At 36.6% G+C, this 21,037-nt stretch carries 14 protein-coding genes; 9 read left to right on the top strand and 5 right to left on the bottom strand.

Going from position 1 to position 21,037, the window contains the following annotated elements:
* Nucleotides 1-206: 206 nt before the first annotated feature.
* Entirely contained in the window at nucleotides 207-1,940 is a 1,734-nt protein-coding gene (locus AC1RNE_RS20295) for a VRR-NUC domain-containing protein (RefSeq protein WP_492803525.1), read from the bottom strand.
* 47 nt (nucleotides 1,941-1,987) lie between these two features.
* On the opposite strand from AC1RNE_RS20295, the gene AC1RNE_RS20290 reads away from it, so the two are divergent.
* The 5 genes from AC1RNE_RS20290 (at nucleotide 1,988) to AC1RNE_RS20270 (ending at nucleotide 9,172) form a co-directional block, all read left to right on the top strand.
* The gene (locus AC1RNE_RS20290) at nucleotides 1,988-2,950 is read left to right on the top strand and encodes a DUF2157 domain-containing protein (protein WP_492803523.1); all 963 of its coding nucleotides are present in this window, start codon (nucleotides 1,988-1,990) and stop codon (nucleotides 2,948-2,950) included.
* Nucleotides 2,951-2,956: 6 nt separating this feature from the next.
* Nucleotides 2,957-4,129 carry a hypothetical protein gene (locus tag AC1RNE_RS20285; protein WP_492803522.1) on the top strand — a complete coding sequence of 391 codons (1,173 nt, stop codon included), beginning with the start codon at nucleotides 2,957-2,959 and terminating at the stop codon, nucleotides 4,127-4,129.
* Nucleotides 4,130-4,385: 256 nt separating this feature from the next.
* The gene (locus AC1RNE_RS20280) at nucleotides 4,386-5,573 is read left to right on the top strand and encodes a phosphoglycerate kinase (RefSeq protein WP_492803520.1); all 1,188 of its coding nucleotides are present in this window, start codon (nucleotides 4,386-4,388) and stop codon (nucleotides 5,571-5,573) included.
* 89 nt (nucleotides 5,574-5,662) lie between these two features.
* Nucleotides 5,663-8,158 carry a bifunctional UDP-N-acetylmuramoyl-tripeptide:D-alanyl-D-alanine ligase/alanine racemase gene (locus AC1RNE_RS20275; RefSeq protein WP_492803518.1) on the top strand — a complete coding sequence of 832 codons (2,496 nt, stop codon included), beginning with the start codon at nucleotides 5,663-5,665 and terminating at the stop codon, nucleotides 8,156-8,158.
* 264 nt (nucleotides 8,159-8,422) lie between these two features.
* A complete protein-coding gene (locus AC1RNE_RS20270) occupies nucleotides 8,423-9,172 on the top strand; it encodes a DeoR/GlpR family DNA-binding transcription regulator (protein ID WP_492803516.1) in 750 nt (249 codons plus the stop codon).
* Between the two features lie 451 nt (nucleotides 9,173-9,623).
* On the opposite strand, the gene AC1RNE_RS20265 is transcribed toward AC1RNE_RS20270, so the two are convergent.
* Nucleotides 9,624-10,088: a DUF3592 domain-containing protein gene (locus AC1RNE_RS20265; RefSeq protein ID WP_492803514.1), complete on the bottom strand. Its 465-nt coding sequence runs from the start codon at nucleotides 10,086-10,088 to the stop codon at nucleotides 9,624-9,626.
* A gap of 452 nt (nucleotides 10,089-10,540) precedes the next feature.
* Complete coding sequence (corA, locus tag AC1RNE_RS20260) at nucleotides 10,541-11,611, bottom strand: magnesium/cobalt transporter CorA (protein WP_492803512.1); 1,071 nt, start codon at nucleotides 11,609-11,611, stop codon at nucleotides 10,541-10,543.
* Between the two features lie 138 nt (nucleotides 11,612-11,749).
* Between corA and AC1RNE_RS20255 the strand changes: the two genes are divergently transcribed.
* From AC1RNE_RS20255 to truA, 4 genes are all read left to right on the top strand, one after another.
* On the top strand, nucleotides 11,750-12,973 hold the full coding sequence (locus AC1RNE_RS20255; protein ID WP_492803511.1) for a serine hydrolase domain-containing protein: 1,224 nt from the start codon (nucleotides 11,750-11,752) through the stop codon (nucleotides 12,971-12,973).
* Between the two features lie 103 nt (nucleotides 12,974-13,076).
* The gene (locus tag AC1RNE_RS20250; protein WP_492803509.1) at nucleotides 13,077-13,622 is read left to right on the top strand and encodes a nuclear transport factor 2 family protein; all 546 of its coding nucleotides are present in this window, start codon (nucleotides 13,077-13,079) and stop codon (nucleotides 13,620-13,622) included.
* 158 nt (nucleotides 13,623-13,780) lie between these two features.
* Nucleotides 13,781-14,497 carry a YebC/PmpR family DNA-binding transcriptional regulator gene (locus AC1RNE_RS20245; RefSeq protein ID WP_492803507.1) on the top strand — a complete coding sequence of 239 codons (717 nt, stop codon included), beginning with the start codon at nucleotides 13,781-13,783 and terminating at the stop codon, nucleotides 14,495-14,497.
* 319 nt (nucleotides 14,498-14,816) lie between these two features.
* Nucleotides 14,817-15,548: a tRNA pseudouridine(38-40) synthase TruA gene (gene truA, locus AC1RNE_RS20240; RefSeq protein WP_492803505.1), complete on the top strand. Its 732-nt coding sequence runs from the start codon at nucleotides 14,817-14,819 to the stop codon at nucleotides 15,546-15,548.
* Between the two features lie 59 nt (nucleotides 15,549-15,607).
* On the opposite strand, the gene AC1RNE_RS20235 is transcribed toward truA, so the two are convergent.
* Together AC1RNE_RS20235 and mutS are read right to left on the bottom strand one after the other, a co-directional pair.
* Nucleotides 15,608-18,112 (bottom strand): T9SS type A sorting domain-containing protein, encoded by a 2,505-nt coding sequence (locus tag AC1RNE_RS20235; protein WP_492803503.1) that lies wholly within the window; start codon nucleotides 18,110-18,112, stop codon nucleotides 15,608-15,610.
* Nucleotides 18,113-18,345: 233 nt separating this feature from the next.
* Nucleotides 18,346-21,036, bottom strand: a complete 2,691-nt coding sequence (mutS, locus tag AC1RNE_RS20230; protein WP_492803502.1) for a DNA mismatch repair protein MutS — start codon at nucleotides 21,034-21,036, stop codon at nucleotides 18,346-18,348.
* Nucleotide 21,037: the final 1 nt, after the last annotated feature.

Here is a 21,037-nt window from a genome sequence, read left to right as displayed (position 1 = left end):
AAAAACCCTACCGACTAAGACAGGGTTTATAACTTATCTTGAGCTTTTTCTTAAATGAATTTCGACATTAAATTTCAATTATCCAAATGTTAAATACACATTCTTTGAATAATCAAAGTTATTGAATGCTACTATATAGTTACAGGGTAATTATATTAGAAAAGTGCAAAATTCGGCTTTTAATCGGGTAAAAAAACCTTTGAAATCTACAAAAACTCATCCAAATTAGGCTTTTCCCACGCTACTCTCAGCACTTTTGACCGTACATTTATTTTCTCAAAAAAGCGTTGCCAATACAGTTGTTGATTAGACAAACTATCGGTTGGCGACTTCACTTCTATAAAACAATATTCGCCATCGTCCCACATGAATAAGTCTGGAAATCCCCGAATATTTTCTCTTAAGTTTCTCGCCATTTCTAGCATAATAGCACTAACTTGTTCAGAAGATAGCTTTTCTAAAACGGTCTGAATCAACGGAAAAAGTCCTCCATACCAATCTACCAACGGATTAGTGATGCCATATTTTTCAAAGAAAATATTGTAAATATAAATCGCCGTAGCATCTATATCTTCCAACATCTGAAGGCGCTCTTCTATCTTCTCTTTCCTCTTTTCAAAAAAAGTAGGCTTGAACAAATCAGACGGTGAACGCTGTAAGGGATGATGGATAGACAAGGTTTCGGTATCAAAAATAATGTCCCAAAATAATAATCCAAAGAGGCTCCTCCAAAGATGGTTTTCGGTAAAAGTCGCCTTTTTATATTGCCTTTCGTAATAATCTATCACGCCCATCTCCACCTGTCGTTTCCATACTAAATCAATCATGATTGATTCTGACCCATGCAAATGTTGCGTAATGGCTTTCTTTGATTTCTTTTTTTGCAACTGTGCCTCCAAACGATTCAAATAATCTTCTGCAAAAAAGTGTTCGTCTGCGTTCTGGGGTTCTGCTAAAATTACCTCGCAAAGGGCTTTGGCTTCTTCTTTGTTTTTAAGCTTGTCTAAAATCCGTACTTGCCTTTCTCTGGAAGGCGACTGCTCCGTCAAGCGGAAAACGATTAGGGCTTCGTCCAAGGCTTTGATTTTCTCTAGGTAAGCCCCTACTTTCAACGTAAAGCGTTCAAAGGTAGGAATGGCTATTTCCGACAGTTCCTTTCCATGTGTTTCAGCCCAATCCATAAACCAATTATAAATTTCAAGGTAATCTACTTTGGTTTCTTGCATCACATAAAAATCTTCCCTCGCCAAGCTCACTTTTAGTTTATCTTCCACCTCTTGTCGGGTCTGAAAATAAGCAACCATTTTATCTTCGTCATACTTCTCATAATTCTGATAGCCCAAATCGCGGGTTACGAACTCTGACATATCGCCATGACGCGTTCCAAAGAAAAGAAACTTTAATAGTTGTACCTCCTCTTCAAAACATACTTTCACGACAGAATGCTCGATGGCATGAATTTTTGAGAAATCTTTTTCATCTAATAAAAACAGCATTTCTTCCCAATCTCCAACCTCTAAAAGCCAATCAAGCACTTCTTCTTTTTTCAAAGATGATTTGCCCTTGGTAGGTAGGTTGAGCATCTTGGCTAAAAAAATCAGCTCGGTTTTATTAAAAATGTCTAATACTTCGTATGCATATTGAAGATGATTTATTCCGAGTGGTTCTACAAAATTTTTAATAATTAAACTGTTCAATACCGCTGGAATATTTTCAATTTCAGCATATTTCAGCTTTTCAACCCTGAAAAAAGAACCTGTTCTGTTCACAAAGCGTATGTACAAACATTGCTCGTCTTCTGTTAATGCATCAAATTGAGACAAGAATTGTTGTTCACTTTCGTTCAGAATATGTTGATACTTTTTCTGGACAAAAGTCAATAAATATTGAAAGTATTCTAAGTAATATTTTGGAGGAAGTTCTATTCGTTCGGGAGCCATCAAATATTTTTTTCGTAATTTACAAAGATAAATAATCCTATTTAGGTATGACAAACCAAAAAGTCCTTGAAATATTTCAAGAGAAAGCTATTATATCTGCACAAACAGGGCAACATATAATTGACTTTGAAGATAAAAAACCCTTTTCCCTGCACTATGAACTAAAGCTAATATTATACGCAGGTATATTTTTATTAAGTAGCGGTTTGGGCATTGTTATCTATCAAAATCTCGATTCTATTGGGCATACTGCTATTGTCGTTTTTATTAGCGTGCTAGTAGTAGCAGGTTTTGGTTTTTCGTTTTGGAAGAGGCAACCATTTACTTGGCAACTAGTCGAGCAGAATAACCTCTTTGCCGACTTCACGTTGCTATTGGGCTGTCTGAGCTTCCTTACCTTAGAAGGATACTTGCAATATCAATATGACCTGTTCGGAGAAAAATACGGATTGATTACGTTTATTCCTGCGGTAGTTTTTTTCTTTACTGCCTATTTTTTCGACCATCGAGGAGTGCTTTCAATGGCTATTACTGCCTTTGCTTCGTGGGTAGGCGTTTCTATTTCTCCTGTGTCTATCCTCACTAATAATGATTTCACTGCCCCTTATTTTATCTTTACTTCCATTTGCTTGGGGCTTTCTTATATGGCGATTGGCTTTCTTTCTGAATACAAACTCTTGAAAAGGCATTTTTCATTTACGTACATTCTGTTTGGGAGCAATTTGTCCTTGGTAGCAGGCACAGTAGGTATTTTTAAGGAAAACCTTCAATACACCTACTTTTTTACCGTCATAGCCATCAGCGTAGTATTGTTCCTATATGCTAAAATCAAACAATCTTATGTTTTCTTGTTGACGGGGGTTATTTTTGGCTATATAGCCATCACAAATATCATTTTTGATTTGATAACTGTCAATAACTGGTTTGCGGCTTATTACTTTATTGCCTCTGGCATAGGAGTAATATTTCTGTTGTTCAATCTCAAGAAAATCCTTAAAACCTCCAATTAAACATCTATGAAAGCATACCAACAACAATGGATAGAACACGCTTACCTTCAAGCTAAAGCCCAAAACTGGTTTGAAAAAGGCTTGTTGACCGAACAGCAAAATGCTGACGTCAAAAAGCAGTTTGTCCTTGATTATTATCAACCGAATGTTTTTATCAAAATAGCCTTATTCCTTTTTACGGCGTTGGCTTGTATATTTAGCATTTCGTTGCTTTACTTAATTTTTGAAAACGCGTTCACACAAAGTCCTATTGCTAGCACTACTATTTTGTCCATTATATTTGCCATTGCTGCGGTCATTTTATTAGAATATTTGATAAAAGAAAAGCAAGTTTTTCAATCAGGTATCGATAATGCCTTAATCTATTTTTCCATTGGCGCTTTTTGTACTTTCATCTATTATCTGTTAGAGTCCTCTCATTTACCTGCTTGGTTAGAATGTTTTTTCTTTTTACCCTTCTTTGTTATCGCTTATATCCGCTATGCCGATGCCTTGGTAGCTTGTGGGATTTATTTTTTGCTCATCATCATGCTAGTTGATTTTTGCCTTGAATTTACTGTTGGCAAAACAATTTTGCCTTTTGTGATGATGTTTTTCTCCTTGGGCATGAATCGATTGGTCATAAAACTTAGTCAGCGGAAAGATTACCTTTATTACGAAACGTCATTGGATATTTTAAAAACCTTATCTATTGCTTCGTTCTATCTCAGTGTAAATTATTTTATCGTTCGCGAGGGTAACGCCATGATTAATAAAGTCTTTACAAGTGTAGCGCCACAAATAGGTCTTGCTCCGCTTTTCTATTTCTTTACTACAGTTATTCCATTCGCGTATGTGTATATAGGCCTCAAAAAACGTGATCGTACCTTCCTAATGTTAGGCTTGCTTACGATGGCTTTTTCTTTTTTTACTTATCGACATTATTTTGGCGTAATTCCTACTGAGATTGCTTTGTTAATTTGTGGAGGCTTGATGATTGGCGGAGCATTTGTAGCCATCAACTATTTGAAGGAACCTAAATATGGCTTCACTTATGCGCCTGATAACAACCTAGAGGGCTTTAATTTAGATACGCTCCTATTGGCTGAAGTAGTAAATAGTAAAATAAATACACACGATAAGCCTTTCAAATTTGGCGGTGGAAGCAGTGGCGGAGGTGGTGCTGGAAGTGAATATTGACATAGCAATATTAAATATAACCATTCAATGATTATCTAAGAAAAAATACTCAAATTATTTACTTTTTTCGTGAATGATGATGAAAAATGTATATTTGTTTTTTGAATTCGGTTTTGTTAGTAATACTTTTAATCCGAATTTTACCTAAACAACCAAAAGGTCTACTTTCTTGATAAAAGAGAGAAATATTTTGAAATACTCAATATTATCAAAATATTATTTTGCCATTAATAAAAAATACATAATTTAATTATCCATGAAAACTGTCGATTCTTACAATTTTGCTGGCAAACGTGCCTTAGTCCGAGTAGATTTTAACGTGCCTTTAAACGAGCGTTTTGAGATTACTGATGATACTCGTATCAAAGCTACAATTCCTACAATCACTAAAATTTTGAATGATGGTGGTTCGGTGATTTTGATGTCTCACTTAGGTCGCCCGAAAGATGGCCCTACAGATAAATACTCATTAAAACACCTTGTAACCCCTCTTTCAGTAGTATTTGGTCGCCCAGTGAAATTTGCAGATGATTGTATCGGTCAATCTGCTATTGACTTGGCTGCTAGTTTACAAAGCGGAGAAATTTTATTGTTAGAAAACCTTCGTTTTTACAAAGAAGAAGAAAAAGGAAATGTTGAATTTGCTGAGAAATTATCTAAGCTAGGTGATGTTTGGGTAAATGATGCTTTCGGAACAGCACACCGTGCCCATGCTTCAACAGCAGTAATCGGTCAGTTTTTTGAAGACAGAATTTGTGGTTATGTAATGCAAGCTGAAATTGAGAATGCTCAAAGAGTATTAGAAAGTGCTGAGAGTCCGTTTACAGCCATTATGGGTGGTTCTAAGGTTTCTGATAAAATATTGATTATCGAGCGTCTTTTAGATAAAGTTGATAATTTGATTATCGGTGGCGGTATGACATACACTTTCGTGCTGGCTGAAGGTGGTAAAATCGGAAATTCAATTTCTGAACCAGATAAAGTAGAGTTAGCCAAAGAAATTTTGATTAAAGCAAAAGAAAAAGGCGTTAACGTATATATGCCTGTAGATAACTTGTGTGCTGATAAGTTCTCTAACGATGCTGAACGCCAAGTAGTAGCTTCGGGTGCTATTCCAGACGGTTGGCAAGGATTGGACATCGGTCCAGAAACGGCAGAAATTTTCAAGAAAGTAATTGAAGCATCAAAAACAGTATTATGGAATGGCCCAATGGGCGTATTTGAATTCCCTAATTTTGCGGCTGGAACAAACGCTATCGCAGATTCAGTAGTGAAAGCGACAGAAGAAAACGGAGCTTTCTCATTAATCGGTGGTGGTGACTCTGCTTCAGCAGTAAACAACGCTGGTTATGGTGACAGAGTTTCTTATGTTTCAACAGGCGGTGGTGCATTGTTAGAATACATGGAAGGTAAAGTATTACCAGGTGTTGCTGCATTGCAATAACTAATAAAAATTTGCATTATTTTGAAGGCGATACAATTTTTGTATCGCCTTTTTGTATTTATCTTTGAGACAATTATAATATAACAATCGTGGAATTTAAAGCATTACCCATCAACACTACAGCACAATATCTTTTGAATGATAGTCGCCAGTTGTCATCACCACAGCGGTCTATCTTCTTTGCGATTAAAGGTTTACATCACGACGGACATCTGTTTTTAGATGATTTATACCGAAAAGGCGTACGCGAATTTGTGGTAGAAACCGATGCCCTCAATCCTGCTATTGTACGTGAATTAAAGAAATTTACAGATGCCAAAATATGGCAAGTGGAAGATAGCATCACTGCCATGCAAGAGGTAGCTCAACGCCACCGCGAGCAGTTTAATTTACCCGTTATCGGCATCACGGGTAGCAATGGCAAAACCATCGTGAAAGAATGGTTAGCCCAATTGTTGAGTAACCGTTTTAAAATTGTAAAAAGTCCCAAAAGTTATAATTCACAAATTGGCGTTCCGCTTTCGGTATGGCAAATCAATGAAAGTCATAATTTAGGTATCTTCGAGGTGGGTATTTCCAAGGTGGAGGAAATGGAAAAGCTAGAGAAAGTAGTGAAACCGTCCATTGGTATTTTCACGAATATAGGCACTGCCCACAACGAGTTTTTCAGCAGTAATTCACAGAAGATTAAAGAAAAAATCAAGCTTTTCAAGCATGCATCTACTTTAATCTATTGTGCCGATTATGTAGCGATTGATGAAATCATCAAAACGGATTTCATGGTTGAAAACCCCGATTGCACAATCATCAATTGGTCACGCATGGCCAATACGGGCGCGCGTGTTTCTTGGGAAATATACAATGAAAATACGAAAGTCTTTTTAGACTTAACTGCTATTTCGCCTAACTCAGAAAGATTCAGCACAACGCTTGATATTCCTTTTACCGACGAAGCCTCTATCGAAAATGCGATTCATTGCATCCTTACGCTTTGGCATTTGGGGTATAGCACCTCTGAAATACAGGCAAGGTTACAAATCCTTCGTCCTGTTTCGATGCGCTTAGAAATGAAACAAGGAACCAATGCTAATTATTTGATAGATGACACCTATAACAATGATTTAGCAGGCTTGACAATCGCATTGAATTTCTTGAGCCAACAAAAACAAAAACAGAAAAAAGTACTTATCCTAAGTGATTTATTAGAGACTGGTATCCCCGAAAAAGAACTATATAAACAGATAGCCCATTTAGTCAAAGAAAGGCACTTAGCAGAGTTTATTGGTATCGGTGATGTAATTTCCCGCAATAAAAATCATTTTATAGCTAGTTCGGCTCAAACAAGTACAACTATCCAGTTTTACAAAAACACGAAGGATTTTCTGGAAAGTCAAGCCATCAAATCATTGCATAATGCTACTATTCTTATCAAGGGGGCAAGGAAATATGGCTTTGAGCAAATAGTAAATAGACTTGTTCAAAAAACGCATGGAACTATCCTTGAAATCAATCTGGATGCCATAACCAATAATTTGAATTACTATCGTGACAAAGTGGGGCAACAGATTAAAATGATGGTAATGGTGAAAGCATTTGCCTATGGCTCTGGTAGCACAGAGGTAGCCAATTTGCTTCAATTCCATGGCGTTGATTACCTAGCCGTTGCCTATACTGATGAAGGAGTTTCGCTCAGACAAAACGGCATTTATTTACCAATTATGGTGATGAACCCCTCTCCTAATGATTTTGAGCAATTGGTGGCTTATTCGCTTGAGCCTGAAATATATAGTTTAAGAATCCTCCATGAGTTTTCTGAATACATTGATAGCCGTAATCTCAGCTCGAAAATTCACCTTAAAATTGATACAGGGATGCATCGGTTGGGCTTTGAGAAAGAGGCTTTGCCGGAATTACTGAAAAGTTTGCAATCGAACCCCAATTTATGGGTTTCAACCATTTTTAGCCATTTAGCAGCGGCGGATGATGTTGATTTTGATGATTTTACAAGACAGCAAGTCAAAACGTTTACCCAAATGGCGAACCAAATCTCGGAAGCCTTGGGGTATATTCCTTCACGCCATTTAGCTAATTCTGCTGGCATTGCCCGTTTTCCTGAGGCTCGTCTGGATATGGTAAGACTTGGTATTGGGCTGTATGGTGTAGCCGCCAAACCCGAAGACCAAGTAAATTTGCAGACTGTGGGTACTTTAAAAACGGTAATTTCACAAATTAAGCTGGTAAAGTCTTCAGAGACTGTCGGTTATGGCAGAAAAGGCGAATTGAAACGAGATACAAAAATTGCTACCATAGCGATTGGATACGCTGATGGTTTTGATAGAGGGTATGGCCGAGGCGTGGGTGAAGTACTGATTCATGGATATAGATGCAAGGTAGTTGGCAATGTGTGCATGGATATGACGATGGTGGATATCACTGATGTACCAAATGTTCAAGAAGGAGACGAAGTGATTATTTTTAATAAAGCGTTGACTATTACCGAATTATCTCAGAAGATAGATACAATTCCTTACGAAGTATTGACGAGCGTAAGCGAAAGAGTAAAGCGTGTTTTTTATCAATTATAAGGCAATAAAAAAGTGCAAGAAATAATTCTTGCACTTTTAACTTTCAACCTTTTAAAACATAATTCAATCAAAACCAATTTTGAGTATAATGCTTTCGATTGACTGCTTTATTGTTTGATATAAAAATGGTTATAGTATTCTTTTAAAAAATGGCTAATGTTTGCAATACAAATTTATGCAAACTTTTCGTATAAATGCAAGTATATTTGCAAATAATTGCAAACAATTTCAATATTAAAATATTTATCCTCCTAATTAGGTATTATGTTAAAAGAAGAACGTCAACAAATAATTTTAGATAAGCTAAGTACAGACAAAAAAGTAACTTTAGTTGATTTAGGACAAATACTAAATGTATCTTACGACAGCGTTCGTCGTGACATTATTGAACTCGAAGACAGAGGGCTTCTGAAAAAAGTACATGGTGGTGCTATCGCTAATTCATACTTATCTATCAAGGCAAGTAAAGGGCTGGGGATTGTCAATACAGAATTTGTAACGATTGCTAAGAAAGCAATGAAATTGATTGAAAACCATAAAATCATTTTGATGGATGGAGGAACAACCAATTTTTATATAGCCGAACAACTCCCTAAAAACATGGAACTTACCATTGTAACGAACAATCCTCATTTAGCTACGGCCTTAGCGGAGCATCCAAGGGTGGAAATAATTCTATTAGGTGGTTCTTTTTACAAACGATATCAAATAACCCTTGGCTCAAAGACGGTTCAGGATTTAGAGCATATCCATGCTGATTTATATTTTATGGGTACGAACAGTATCAATCCAGAGTTGGGATTAGCTATTCGCCACTATGAAGAGTCTTTATTAAAACAAAAAATGATGAGTATTTCAAGGAAAATCGTTACTTGTGTGATAGAGGAGAAAATCAACAGAGAAGAGAATTATAAGGTATGCGATTTTACGGCATTAGACTATTTAATCACGAGTTTATCGCCTACTGATAATTTATTATCGGGTTTTAGGGATAAAAATGTTGAGATATTGTGATATTTATTTTTGCAAATAATTGCAAAAAGTAAACAATCAGAATTTATATTTTAGAATAACGAGTTTTTAGGTTTTGTATGTATTATCGTCTAGTCCTTACTTTTCTTTTCTTGATAAAAGAAAAGTAACAAAAGAAAATCAAGAATTCCTAAACTCGCTCCGCTCAAACAGTAGGAATTCGCTATCTCTCAATTATAAGCATGAGTTATAGCAAATTTTAAAATCATAAAAAAAAGCGGTCTAAATTAAGTTTTAGACCGCTTTTTTATGATTGATGTTCTCCGAATTCCTACTGTTTGAGCGAAGCGAGTTTAGGAATTCTTGATTTTTTTGTTACTTTTTGTATCAAGACAAAAAGTAAGGACGAGTATAAATTCAAATATTTCTGAAATCGTTTAAAACTTATGATTTATGAGAAATTTTGAAATGACTCATTTTAAGCTGACTAACCTTAAAACATCAATAATGCGCTAGTACATAATAAAACGATTCCTAAAATTAAGAAAACTGATGGATTCAAGCCTGGGATACTTCTTTCTCCTAAAGCTGAATCATAAGGATTCTCTGGATTATATCTTACCTGCATCGTTTGTCCAACTTGACTAAGCATAGACATTCCTTTGTCGGCTTCAATTTTGAATTGTCTTCCGTTTACGATAAATGATACGACAGGGAAGAAAATTGGGCTTTGACCTAATTTATCACTGCGTTCATAACGTTTGCTTACTTCTACAACTTGACCGTTTGTCAATACTGAATGTTGAAGCCATTCGCGACGTTTTCTGCTTAAATAAATACCTAAAAATATTAATGCCCCAGCTACGATTATAAATCCAGCCATTACTAACGGTGGTACTCCTTCATAAGTGCCGTGTGGGCCTGATATAAGTAAAATTGAATTAAATGCACTTTCCATATTCACAAAAATTTAATGATTCGTTGACCGATAGAAATATAAATCTTATTATTCCTATACAAATTTCATACAAAACTCATTAAAAACCAAGCTGTTACCCTTATAGAGGATTCTACTCAGAAGATTTGTGAAAGGCTACTTTTTGTGAATTTTTATTTTTTTTATTTAACGATTTACTTTTTGAAAGCTGTTTTTCCAAAAAGTCCATTTTTAAAGCTTGAAGTACTTATTTTTTAAACGGACTTCTCTGAAAAAAATATTTTATTGAATTTTAAAGTTTTTTTATTGTATTTTTTCTGGCAAAGGTTTCCTTTTTTACCTTAATTTTTCAAAAACTGCTATTTTAATAAAGAAGGCATTCAAAAAATATATAAATCAATCGAATAGGTACTTTATTTCATAAAAACAGGTTTAAAATTAGCCCTATAATTGCAAAAAAAATATTTTTATGTTTAGAGCCAGTTTTTCCGTTTAAACCATATTAACATCACAATTACCAATATTACCATCACAATCCACACCACATAATACCCATATTGCCAATGCAATTCGGGCATATTGTCGAAATTCATCCCATATATCCCCGCTACAAAAGTGAGGGGCATAAATATCACAGAAATCACCGTTAGCACTTTCATAACGTTATTCATCTTATTACTTACCTGCGAAAGGTATAAATCCATCAATGACGCCCCCAAATCTCGGTATGAGTCGACTGTTTCAATTACCTGCATTACATGGTCTAATACATCTCTTAAATACAGGCTAGTATTCGCGGTGATTAACGGAGCTTCTTCTCTGATAAGACTTGCCAACATTTCACGAAGGGGAAAGATAGTTTTCCTCATTATCGTAAGTTCTCGCTTCATGCTATAGAGTTCATTCAATGCTTTTGGATTAGGATTTTTGATAATATCTTCCTCTAACTGTTCCATGTTTTCAGAGAATTTATCAAGCACGGTAAAGTAATTATCGACGACTAAGTCTATCAAAGAATACATTAAATAATCAGCCCCATTTTTACGGGTTTTACCCGCAGATGCCTTGATTCTGGTAAGAATAGGTTCAAAAATATCTCGGGAGCGTTCTTCTTGAAAGGATATTAGATAGCCATCACCCATTACAAAACTCAAATGCTCTATTTCGGCTTCGCGGGTAAAGGGGTTATACTCAATCATCTTTAAGGTGACAAAAAGCTGGTCGTCATTATAATATTCAAACTTGGGCTTTTGGTGGGTATTCAAAATATCTTCTAATACCAACGGGTGTAAATTAAACATATCGCCAATGTTCGCTATTACGGCTGGTTCATGAATACCATCTACGTTCATCCAATAAGTTTTATCATCGGCAAGCTCGACATTAAAATTACCCAAATCAGGGACTTCGCTAATTTCATACTTATCGAAGTTATAGCTAGTCCACCATATTTTAGTTTCAAAACTCACTTCTTGCCCCACATAGGTAAGCGTTCCGGGCGATGTTCCTAAGTTTTTATTTTGAATAATATATCTTTTTGACATCAGAATCGTTTGATTTAAAATAGTAAAATTGAATTCAATTTAGAGAAGAGATTGGCAATTTTCAAATTCCAGCAGTAAATTGCTTGATTAATCGACCACTCGATAGAAAATATAATCCTTAATCATATCGTGATAATATTGAAATACACAAAACACATTTTTGTAAGTTGCTTTATCTCAGGCATCGTTTTATTAGCCTGCTCACATCAACCCAAGCAATTAGCTAAAAAAACCTCCTCTGACATTTCCATCAGAAATGATAGCATTGCGAAGCTATTCGACCCACAAATAGCTGTCAGAAAAGCGAGTAAGCTAGATACTTTTTTTAAAAAATTGCATAAACTGAATGGATTTAATGGAGCCGTTTTGGTTTCTCAATACGGAAAAATTATTTACAAGAAAGCCTTTGGCTATGCCAATTTTTCGAGCAAAGATACCAATACTACTCAAACGCAATTTCAGTTAGCTTCGGTATCCAAACAGTTTACGGCAGTTGCTATCATGCAATTACACGAAAAAGGATTGATTGATTACGATGACCCTGTTTATAAATACATTCCAAATTTTCCTTACGACCCAAGTATTACCATTAAAAGCTTGTTGTCGCATAGTTCGGGTATTCCGAATTATGTGTACTGTTTAGACAAAATTGTCAATAAAAAAGTACCCTTGACAAATAGTCAGGTAGTCGATTTGTTTGCTCGTTATAAGCCCGGTATCAATTATTATCCCAATACCAGATTCAACTATAACAATTCAAACTACGCTTTGTTAGCTTATATCGTCGAGAAGCTCTCGGGGATGAACTTTAGGGAATATGCCAAACGAAATTTATTTGCACCCGCGGGTATGTCAAGAAGTTTTGTGTATGACCCTAGCAAGCCCGAATTGAACGCTACAGCCGCCATTGGTTATACCCCTCGTCGCAGAGGTTTCTGGCCAGTACCATTCGACCACCTAGATGGCGTAGTGGGCGACAAAGGAGTATATTCAACCGTGGAAGACTTGTATAAGTGGGACATGGCTTTGAACAGCGAGAAATTAGTAAAAATGACTACCCTGAACGAAGCTTTCTTGCCAGTGCATTCTTTTAAAAACTTACTCACCAAAAACTATGGCTATGGCTGGCGTCTTCAACTACTGGATGATGGCACTTGGCTGACCTTCCATACAGGTTGGTGGCATGGATTTAAAAACTATTATATGCACAATAATAGAGACAATTCATCTATCATTATTCTACAGAATGTTTCCAACAGGGCCTTAGGTAGAATAAAAGTAGCACAATCTATTTTATATCCAGATAAAGCATGGTATTTTATGAGCGGAGAAAACATGCCTGGCGAATTAGAAATAGAATAATTTGGTAAGAATTACTCAATAATAAAGTATTAAAAAAGTCGTTAAATCATAAAAAAAAGCTAATTTTAGAGGGACAAAAACCTTTATGAAAATTACAAAAAACATGAGAATCTCAAAGTTACTCCTCCATTCCTTTTGCTTGTTGTTATGTCTTTCATTTTCTGTAAAGGCACAGAGTGAAGATGATGCTATTAAAACTTGTGTAAATAATTATTTGGATGGTGTTTTAAAAGGTGATGCAGCCCGATTGAACCTTGCTTTTCACCCAACGGCTATGCTCAGGACTGTAAATACCAATACAGGCGCTTTGCAAGATATTCCTGTGGCTAAATTTATTTCGACGACTCCTGCTGGAGGAATAGAAACAAAAGGAGGTTCGACAAAACTAGTTGGATATTCATACATTGGGGTATCTGCCTTAGCAACCGTTGAATTACGTTTCGGTGATTTTAAATATGTTGACTTATTGAGTATGCTAAAATTTGGCAACGATTGGAAAATCGTTAGCCGTGTTTTCAGCCGTACAGACTTGGATACGCAAGTAAAAGGAACTGCTGCTTCGGCAAGCCCAGTAGCTGCTACGAACAAACCAGCCGTAAAAAAATCATCTGCGGCCAACGTAAAACCAAAAGCTGATGATGGTTGGTAGGTCAACAAAAATATAATTCTTGAGAAGCCCGTGAAATTCATGGGCTTTTTTTGTAGAATCGCAAAGGCTAAAACAAACTCTCCTTTGCGTAAAAACCTAATAATTCCTAACTTTGCAAACTCAAAAAGAAAAGGTAGCAATCACAATTAAAAATAGAAATGGGAAGAGCATTTGAATTTCGTAAAGCAAGAAAATTTAAGCGATGGGGACAAATGGCAAAAACATTTACCAAAATCGGTAAAGATATTGTCATTGCAGTAAAATCGGGTGGACCAGACCCTCATTCAAATTCACGTTTACGGGCCATTATCCAGAATGCCAAGGCAGTAAATATGCCGAAAGACAATGTGGAGCGTGCTATCAAAAAAGCATCATCTAAAGAGCAAGAAGACTATAAAGAGATTGTGTATGAAGGATATGCGGCGCATGGTGTTGCTGTATTAGTAGAATGTACTACAGATAATACCAATCGTTCTATTGCCAATATCAGAAGTCATTTTACTAAATGTGGAGGTAGCGTAGGTACAACAGGGATGTTAGATTTTATTTTCGAACGTAAATCTGTTTTCAAAATTGCTAAAACGGCTGAAATAGACGTTGAAGAATTAGAATTAGAACTAATTGATTACGGTGCTGACGAGATTTTCTTGGATTTAGAAACCAATCAAGTAAACATCTATGGAGAATTCACAGCCTTTGGAGCTATCCAAAAATTCTTAGAAGAAAAAGGTTTTGAATTATTAGGAGCAGATTTTGAAAGAATTCCGAATGATACCAAAGAACTAACGGAAGAACAAATGGCCGATGTTGAAAAACTAATCGAACGTTTGGAAGAAGATGACGATGTTCAGAACGTATATCATAATATGAAATAGTTTTCTTCATACATTCATTGAACATAAGTCATCCCGAGTTTTAACATCAAAAAGAAGCGGTCGAAAAACTAATTTTGACCGCTTTTTTATTGATGTAGATTATAGTTCCGTTAGGAACACTATATCGGTAGCCGCTGTTTGCTAATTCCTCGAAGCCCCATCGGGGCGAAATATTTCGCCCCGATGGGGCTTCGAGGATAATGTTGTTTATGGCTACCGATATATCGCCTCTATGAGGCTTTTTGTTAAACTTCCTTATTTTAAGAAAATTTGGGATGCCCATGTTTCCTTTCATACAACTATTACCTTTTAAAGGCAAATGCGATATTTTATAGAATGCTCATATAAAGGCACAAATTATTGTGGTTGGCAAGCACAGGAAAACTCCCGTACTATTCAGGGAGAGATAGAAAAAGTACTGTCTATTTTATTAAGAAAACCGATTGAAATTGTAGGAAGTAGCAGAACTGATACGGGCGTTCATGCCAAGCACCAAACTGCCCATTTTGATTTAGAAGAAGCCATTCCGAATCCAGCGAATATCGTTTACAGAATGAATAAAATGCTTCCTTTTGATATTTCAATCTTAAACATTTTTGAAGTAGCAGATGACTATCATTCTAGGTTTGAGGCAAGTTCACGAAAATACGAATATCATATCTCCAGAAAGAAAAATCCATTCTTGATAGATTTATGTTATCAATTCACGCCTGAATTGAACATCGAAGCCATGAACGAGGCTTGTAAATACTTTTTTCAGTACATAGACTTTGAGTGCTTTAGCAAATTGCATTCGCAGGTATTCACTTTCAATTGTACCATCATGGAAGCACGTTGGGAAGAAAGAGAAAATGGTATCTTGGTATTTCACATCAAATCAAACCGTTTCCTCAGGGGAATGGTAAGGGCTATTGTGGGAACGTTGATTGAGGTAGGGATGGGCAAAATCAGTATTGAAGACTTTGAAAAAATCATTCAATCTAAAAATCGCCAAAAAGCTGGTGGTGCTGCGCCTCCGCAAGGACTATTTTTGATGGAAGTTAATTATTAGACAGGCTTTCATAAAAATCAGGTATTCAAGAATATTTTTATCCTTGAATACCCAAAATATTACTCAAGGATAAGTTTTTTAGAGATACTCGTATCGCTATTGTTAAAGATGACAATATAACTCCCCTTTGCTAAATGGCTTAAATCAATTTGATGTGTATCGCTCTGTTTGATTGGCTGTTCTACTAATTTTACACCTCTAAAATCAATGATTGAAATTTGCCCACTTACCGATTTCGGGAAGTCAATTATCAGAAGTCCTTTATTCGGATTAGGATATAATTTTAAACCCAAATTTTGCTCCTCCTCTATCCCCAAAACTGATTGTGTAGTAACTGTCAACATAGCAGCATACAGCGACTCTGTTTTATCTCCAAAAGCCTTCAAACGATAATAATAATTCGTTTTTTCGGTGAGTGGCATATCCAAAAAATCAGTTCTTGTAGCATCCAATTTGGCTAACTCCGCGTAGCTCCCTGATTCAGTCACTTTTCTTTCTAACACATAACTAGTCGCATTAGGAATACTCTTCCATGAAATTTTAGCAATGCCATAGGCTACTGATTCAGCTTGTAACACAGGCGTCGCTAATAATGCAGGAGTCTTACTTTCAACGGTAGTATATAATGATTCCGTCAAATTTCCGATGGCTTTAATCCTGTATGCATACGCGGTATTAGGCGTTAAATCTTTATCCACTAACGTCAACTGATTGGCAGGTTGAGTACTCAATAGTTTAAAATCTTCTGTCCCTACTTTTCTTTCAATCTGATAAGCAGTTGATTGGGCAACAGCTTGCCATGAAAGACTCAGGGAATTGTTATAAACAATGTTTACACCCAATACAGGTGTGGCTAAATAAGCAAGCGTTTTAGCTTCGGCATTCGCGTACAGCGACTCCCAATAATTGCCCACTGCTTTTATGCGGTAGGTATAAAGCTCTCCTCCTTTCAAAGATTTATCTTCATAAACCAAGGTATTAGCACTCAATTGGGCAATCTGTTGAAAAGCTGTTGACGCAGTTTTTCTTTCAATAATATAGCCATTAATTCCTGCGATAGCCTCCCATTGTAATTTTATCGTTTCAAAATTAGTGGCTACAGCATTTAACTTAGTAGTAGGAACTTCCTCTAATTTGAATTCATAAAAGGAAAGTGCCCTCAACCCTTTTTTATTCGTGATGTATGGACCAGTATATGGATAGTCGGGACTGGTGGGTTCTATAAAAGAAGGCAAATAAGAGATTTTAGTTGCCGAGCTACTCGTCTTTAATTTTAAGATTACTTTATTGCCAGCTGTCGTGCCACTGACTACATTACCTGCTACACCATCCAAATAGAAAAAATCTTTCATCAAAAGATTCCTTGTTTTCTCGTTCCAAGTAAGCTCTTGTCCCACTGGAAAAGTGATTGTTATTTCACTTTTATCGGCTTGAGAAAAGTACGCCTTTCGGACGTTAGGGGCATCTATATTATCCGTATTGGATACATTATAAAAATCACGACCAGCCAACCAGCCTAATTCTATAGCATTCTGGGTATAGCCTTCTGTAGTATAATGTAACCCATCAAAACCTGCTGTGCCTATGGAAGCCACCACCTGTAGGTTCTGATATTTATCAACCAAAGCTCTTTGGGTTTCTCGCACTTTGGGAGCTTCGCCCACAGCTGGATTGATAATGTCTATTTGATAGACGTACAGTTGTTTAATAGACGGTAAATCTAGTTTCAGGTTCTTATAAAACGTATCGAAGTATCCTCCAAAATCAGCCCCTTCTCCATAAGCTTCCGTTTCTCCTTGTCTGTAAATTAGTGCTTTAACATATTTGTCTACTCCTGCTTTTTGCAAACGATATAGCATTCTACCATATCCATTGTTCAAATCTGCGGGGTTGGATGCCGTACGATTGGCATGCTGACGAGCAGAAGACCAGTGAAAGCCTGCATTAATCAAACAAGTAGGGATACCAAAATTATCTAATATGTATTTCTGGAATTGATAGCCAAGCGTTCCTACATTTTTGAAATATACTTCTTGGTTAGATAACGTCCATAGCGTATCCGCTGGATTATAATCTTCAACATTATATGTTCCCGTTATTTTACCAAAGGTTCTACAAAATTCATTCGTTTGGGTTTCTGAAAAAAATGCCGTAGAGTTTGATTGCCCCGTAATTACATACACATCGCCAGCGACTACATTTTCTCTGGTAACTAAATCCAAGGAATCTGTTCCTTTTACAGCAAATATTTTAAAGTCGTATTCCGCTTTTTCGGCTTTAATCACAACAGGCGTAAAGGCAAAAGTACCAAGGCTATTCTTATAGCTAACAGGCGCTCTTTGATAGGCAATTAACTGCTTGTTGCGATATACTTTGAGGGAAAAATATGACCATCCTTCCAGTTCTATTCTTCCAGAGATAGGGACTGAGGCTTCGTTTTTTTCATTTCTTGGATAGAGTTGATAGCTTTGAGGGAGGTTATCAAAAACAGTAGCGTAGAAACGCTGGGCAAACCCAACATTGCCACACAAAACTATCATAAATAGGATAAAAGCTTTTTTCATAAATATTATATCATTGATTTAGCCAACTACAGGATAACATTATGTTGTATATTGAACTATAAATTTATAAACATAATCTTATAGTTCAATATTATGACTATTGTTGACAGCAACCTCTTATCACTAGGGAGGGACTTAAATCCCTACCTAGTGATAAGAGGTTGACTTTGTTGGTGTTCTCAAACCGTGTTCTGTGGCACACAGAACACGGTTTTTAAATTATTGAACTGAACTTACTCAATAGCTTTCTTCACCTCATTTAGTTTCAAAAGTGCTTCAATTGGCGACATCGCATTGATGTCAAGGTGTTTTAATAGCTTTTCTATTTTCTCAAATTTAGGATTAGCTTCGCCTCCGAAAATATTCATTTGAAAATTCTGTTTAGGCATTTCCCGAATTGTCTGGCGATGCTGTTCTTTTGAGCGATTTTTTTCTAGTTCAACCAAAATCTCACTTGCACGATACACCACTGGCTGTGGGATACCTGCCAACTGCGCCACATGAATACCAAAACTATGTTCTGAACCGCCTTCTTTTAGCTTCCGCATAAAAATTACCTTGCCATTGATTTCCTTTACTGAAACATTAAAGTTTTTGATTCTTGGAAAATCATTCGCCAGTTCGTTCAATTCATGATAATGTGTAGCAAAGAGTGTTTTAGGGCGATAGTTCGCATGATTATGCAAATGTTCAGCAATTGCCCATGCGATAGATACGCCATCATACGTACTAGTTCCTCTACCAATCTCATCCATTAACACAAGGCTTCTATCAGAAAGATTATTCAAAATACTTGCCGTTTCAGTCATTTCTACCATGAAAGTCGACTCCCCTTTTGAAAGGTTATCGCTTGCTCCTACTCTGGTAAATACTTTATCGACAACCCCAATTTTAGCTTCACTAGCAGGCACAAAACAGCCAATTTGTGCCATTAACACAATCAGCGCCGTCTGACGTAAGAGGGCAGATTTACCTGCCATGTTTGGGCCTGTGATAATGATAATCTGTTGGCTCGAGTCATCCAAAAACAAATCGTTAGGCACATAATTTTCCCCTAAAGGTAATTGCTGTTCAATAACTGGATGGCGACCGTCTTTAATTACAAGCTCTTTACTATCAGATACTTGTGGTTTCGCATAATTATTTTTCTCAGCAATTTTTGCAAAATTCGTCAGTACATCCAATACAGCTATGATTTTAGCATTCTGCTGAATCTGATGTACATAATCGTTTGCGACATTGACTAATTCATTAAAAATCCTAAATTCGATGACGGCAATTTTATCTTCTGCACCCAAAATGGTTTCTTCATATTCCTTTAGTTCGGGGGTAATGTATCGTTCGGCATTTACTAAGGTTTGCTTACGAATCCAATCATTCGGCACTTTATCTTTATGGGCATTGGTCACTTCCAGATAATACCCAAATACTTTATTGAAAGAAACCTTTAATGACGAAATCCCTGTACGCTCTATCTCACGATTTTGTAATTGTAATAAAAAGTCTTTCCCCGTATGAGCAATGCCTAAAAGTCTGTCTAATTCTTCGTCAACCCCAGCCTTAATCATGCACCCTTGGTTTGTCACAATTGGCAATGATTCGTCACGCAACTCATTTTCAATTTTATCTAACAAAAACTGACAAGGATTCAACTGGTCGGCATACTTCCGTAACATCGTTACGTTGGCCGTCTGAGCCGATTTTGTTTTGTCTTCAGAATGCACTGAATTTATCAATAATTCCCTGATAGGCTCTATACGCGACAAGGCTCTTTTTAACGTAGCTAATTCACGCGGATTGATTCTACGAACAGCTACTTTTGAAATAAGGCGTTCTAAATCTCCAATGGGTTTTAGCTGTTGCTCAATAAATTCACGCAAATCAGTATTTTCTTTGAAAAATGAAACCGTTTCTAAACGCTCCTGAATCAAAGATTTTTCTTTCAAAGGCAATACTAACCATTTCCTAAGTAACCTTGCTCCCATCGGAGTCATGGTTTGATCAAGAATTTGAATCAAAGAAATACCCCCTTCTTGTTGGGCAGAGACCAATTCCAAATTGCGGATAGTAAACCTATCCAACCACACATATTTTTCTTCTTCCAGTCGATTGATTCTGGAAATATGGCTTACTTCTTTGTGTTCTGTTTCTGCCAAATAGTGCATCACTACCCCTGCGGCAATGATACCTTCTGCCAAAGACTCTATCCCAAAACCTTTTAACGAATTGGTTTTGAAATGATTCGTTAGCAATGGATAGGTAAAATCACGGGTAAACGCCCAATCATCAATGCCGAATGTATTGAACTTATCACCAAACAACGCAGTAAATTCTTGTCTGCTCTTCTTACAAAAAAGCACCTCTGAAGGGCCAAAGCTTTGCAAAAGTTTTTCGATATAAGCAGGACTTCCTTGTGAACACAGAAATTCCCCTGTAGAAATATCTAGGAAAGCAATCCCTATGATTTCCGAAGAAAAAGAGGAAAAACTGATAGCCGCTAAGTAGTTGTTCTGCTTGGTATCAAGTACGTTATCGTTATACGAAACCCCTGGGGTAACCAATTCGGTCACGCCCCTTTTTACAATGCCTTTGGCAGTGGCAGGGTCTTCTAGTTGGTCGCAAATAGCTACACGTTCACCCGCACGGACTAAACGTGGTAAATAAGTATCTAAGGAATGGTGGGGAAAACCAGCCAGATGGTCGTCGGCAGTACCGTTATTTCTACGCGTAAGCGTAATACCCAAAATCTTTGAAGCACGCACGGCATCTTCTCCAAAAGTTTCGTAAAAATCACCTACTCTGAATAATAGTAATGCTCCCGGGTAACGCGCTTTTATTTGATTATACTGTTTGGCAAGGGGTGTTTCGTTAGCTTTTTTGATGGGTTTAGTTGTGTCGTCAGTATTTTTAGAAGGTCTTGCCATG

It is taken from the genome of Arcicella sp. GW822-FHT02H01, assembly GCF_058802005.1.
The sequence above is the reverse complement of the archived record's forward strand: the minus strand, read 5'-3'. Positions and strand labels throughout refer to the sequence as shown.

Bases quoted from the DNA above. Each gene is read 5' to 3' on its own strand.
- AC1RNE_RS20290 (WP_492803523.1), top strand. From the start codon at position 1,988: ATGACAAACCAAAAAGTCCTTGAAATATTTCAAGAGAAAGCTATTATA.
- truA (WP_492803505.1), top strand. From the start codon at position 14,817: ATGCGATATTTTATAGAATGCTCATATAAAGGCACAAATTATTGTGGT.
- AC1RNE_RS20265 (WP_492803514.1), bottom strand. From the start codon at position 10,088: ATGGAAAGTGCATTTAATTCAATTTTACTTATATCAGGCCCACACGGC.
- AC1RNE_RS20245 (WP_492803507.1), top strand. From the start codon at position 13,781: ATGGGAAGAGCATTTGAATTTCGTAAAGCAAGAAAATTTAAGCGATGG.
- AC1RNE_RS20295 (WP_492803525.1), bottom strand. From the start codon at position 1,940: ATGGCTCCCGAACGAATAGAACTTCCTCCAAAATATTACTTAGAATAC.
- AC1RNE_RS20270 (WP_492803516.1), top strand. From the start codon at position 8,423: ATGTTAAAAGAAGAACGTCAACAAATAATTTTAGATAAGCTAAGTACA.
- AC1RNE_RS20250 (WP_492803509.1), top strand. From the start codon at position 13,077: ATGAGAATCTCAAAGTTACTCCTCCATTCCTTTTGCTTGTTGTTATGT.
- mutS (WP_492803502.1), bottom strand. From the start codon at position 21,036: ATGGCAAGACCTTCTAAAAATACTGACGACACAACTAAACCCATCAAA.
- AC1RNE_RS20235 (WP_492803503.1), bottom strand. From the start codon at position 18,112: ATGAAAAAAGCTTTTATCCTATTTATGATAGTTTTGTGTGGCAATGTT.
- corA (WP_492803512.1), bottom strand. From the start codon at position 11,611: ATGTCAAAAAGATATATTATTCAAAATAAAAACTTAGGAACATCGCCC.
- AC1RNE_RS20280 (WP_492803520.1), top strand. From the start codon at position 4,386: ATGAAAACTGTCGATTCTTACAATTTTGCTGGCAAACGTGCCTTAGTC.
- AC1RNE_RS20285 (WP_492803522.1), top strand. From the start codon at position 2,957: ATGAAAGCATACCAACAACAATGGATAGAACACGCTTACCTTCAAGCT.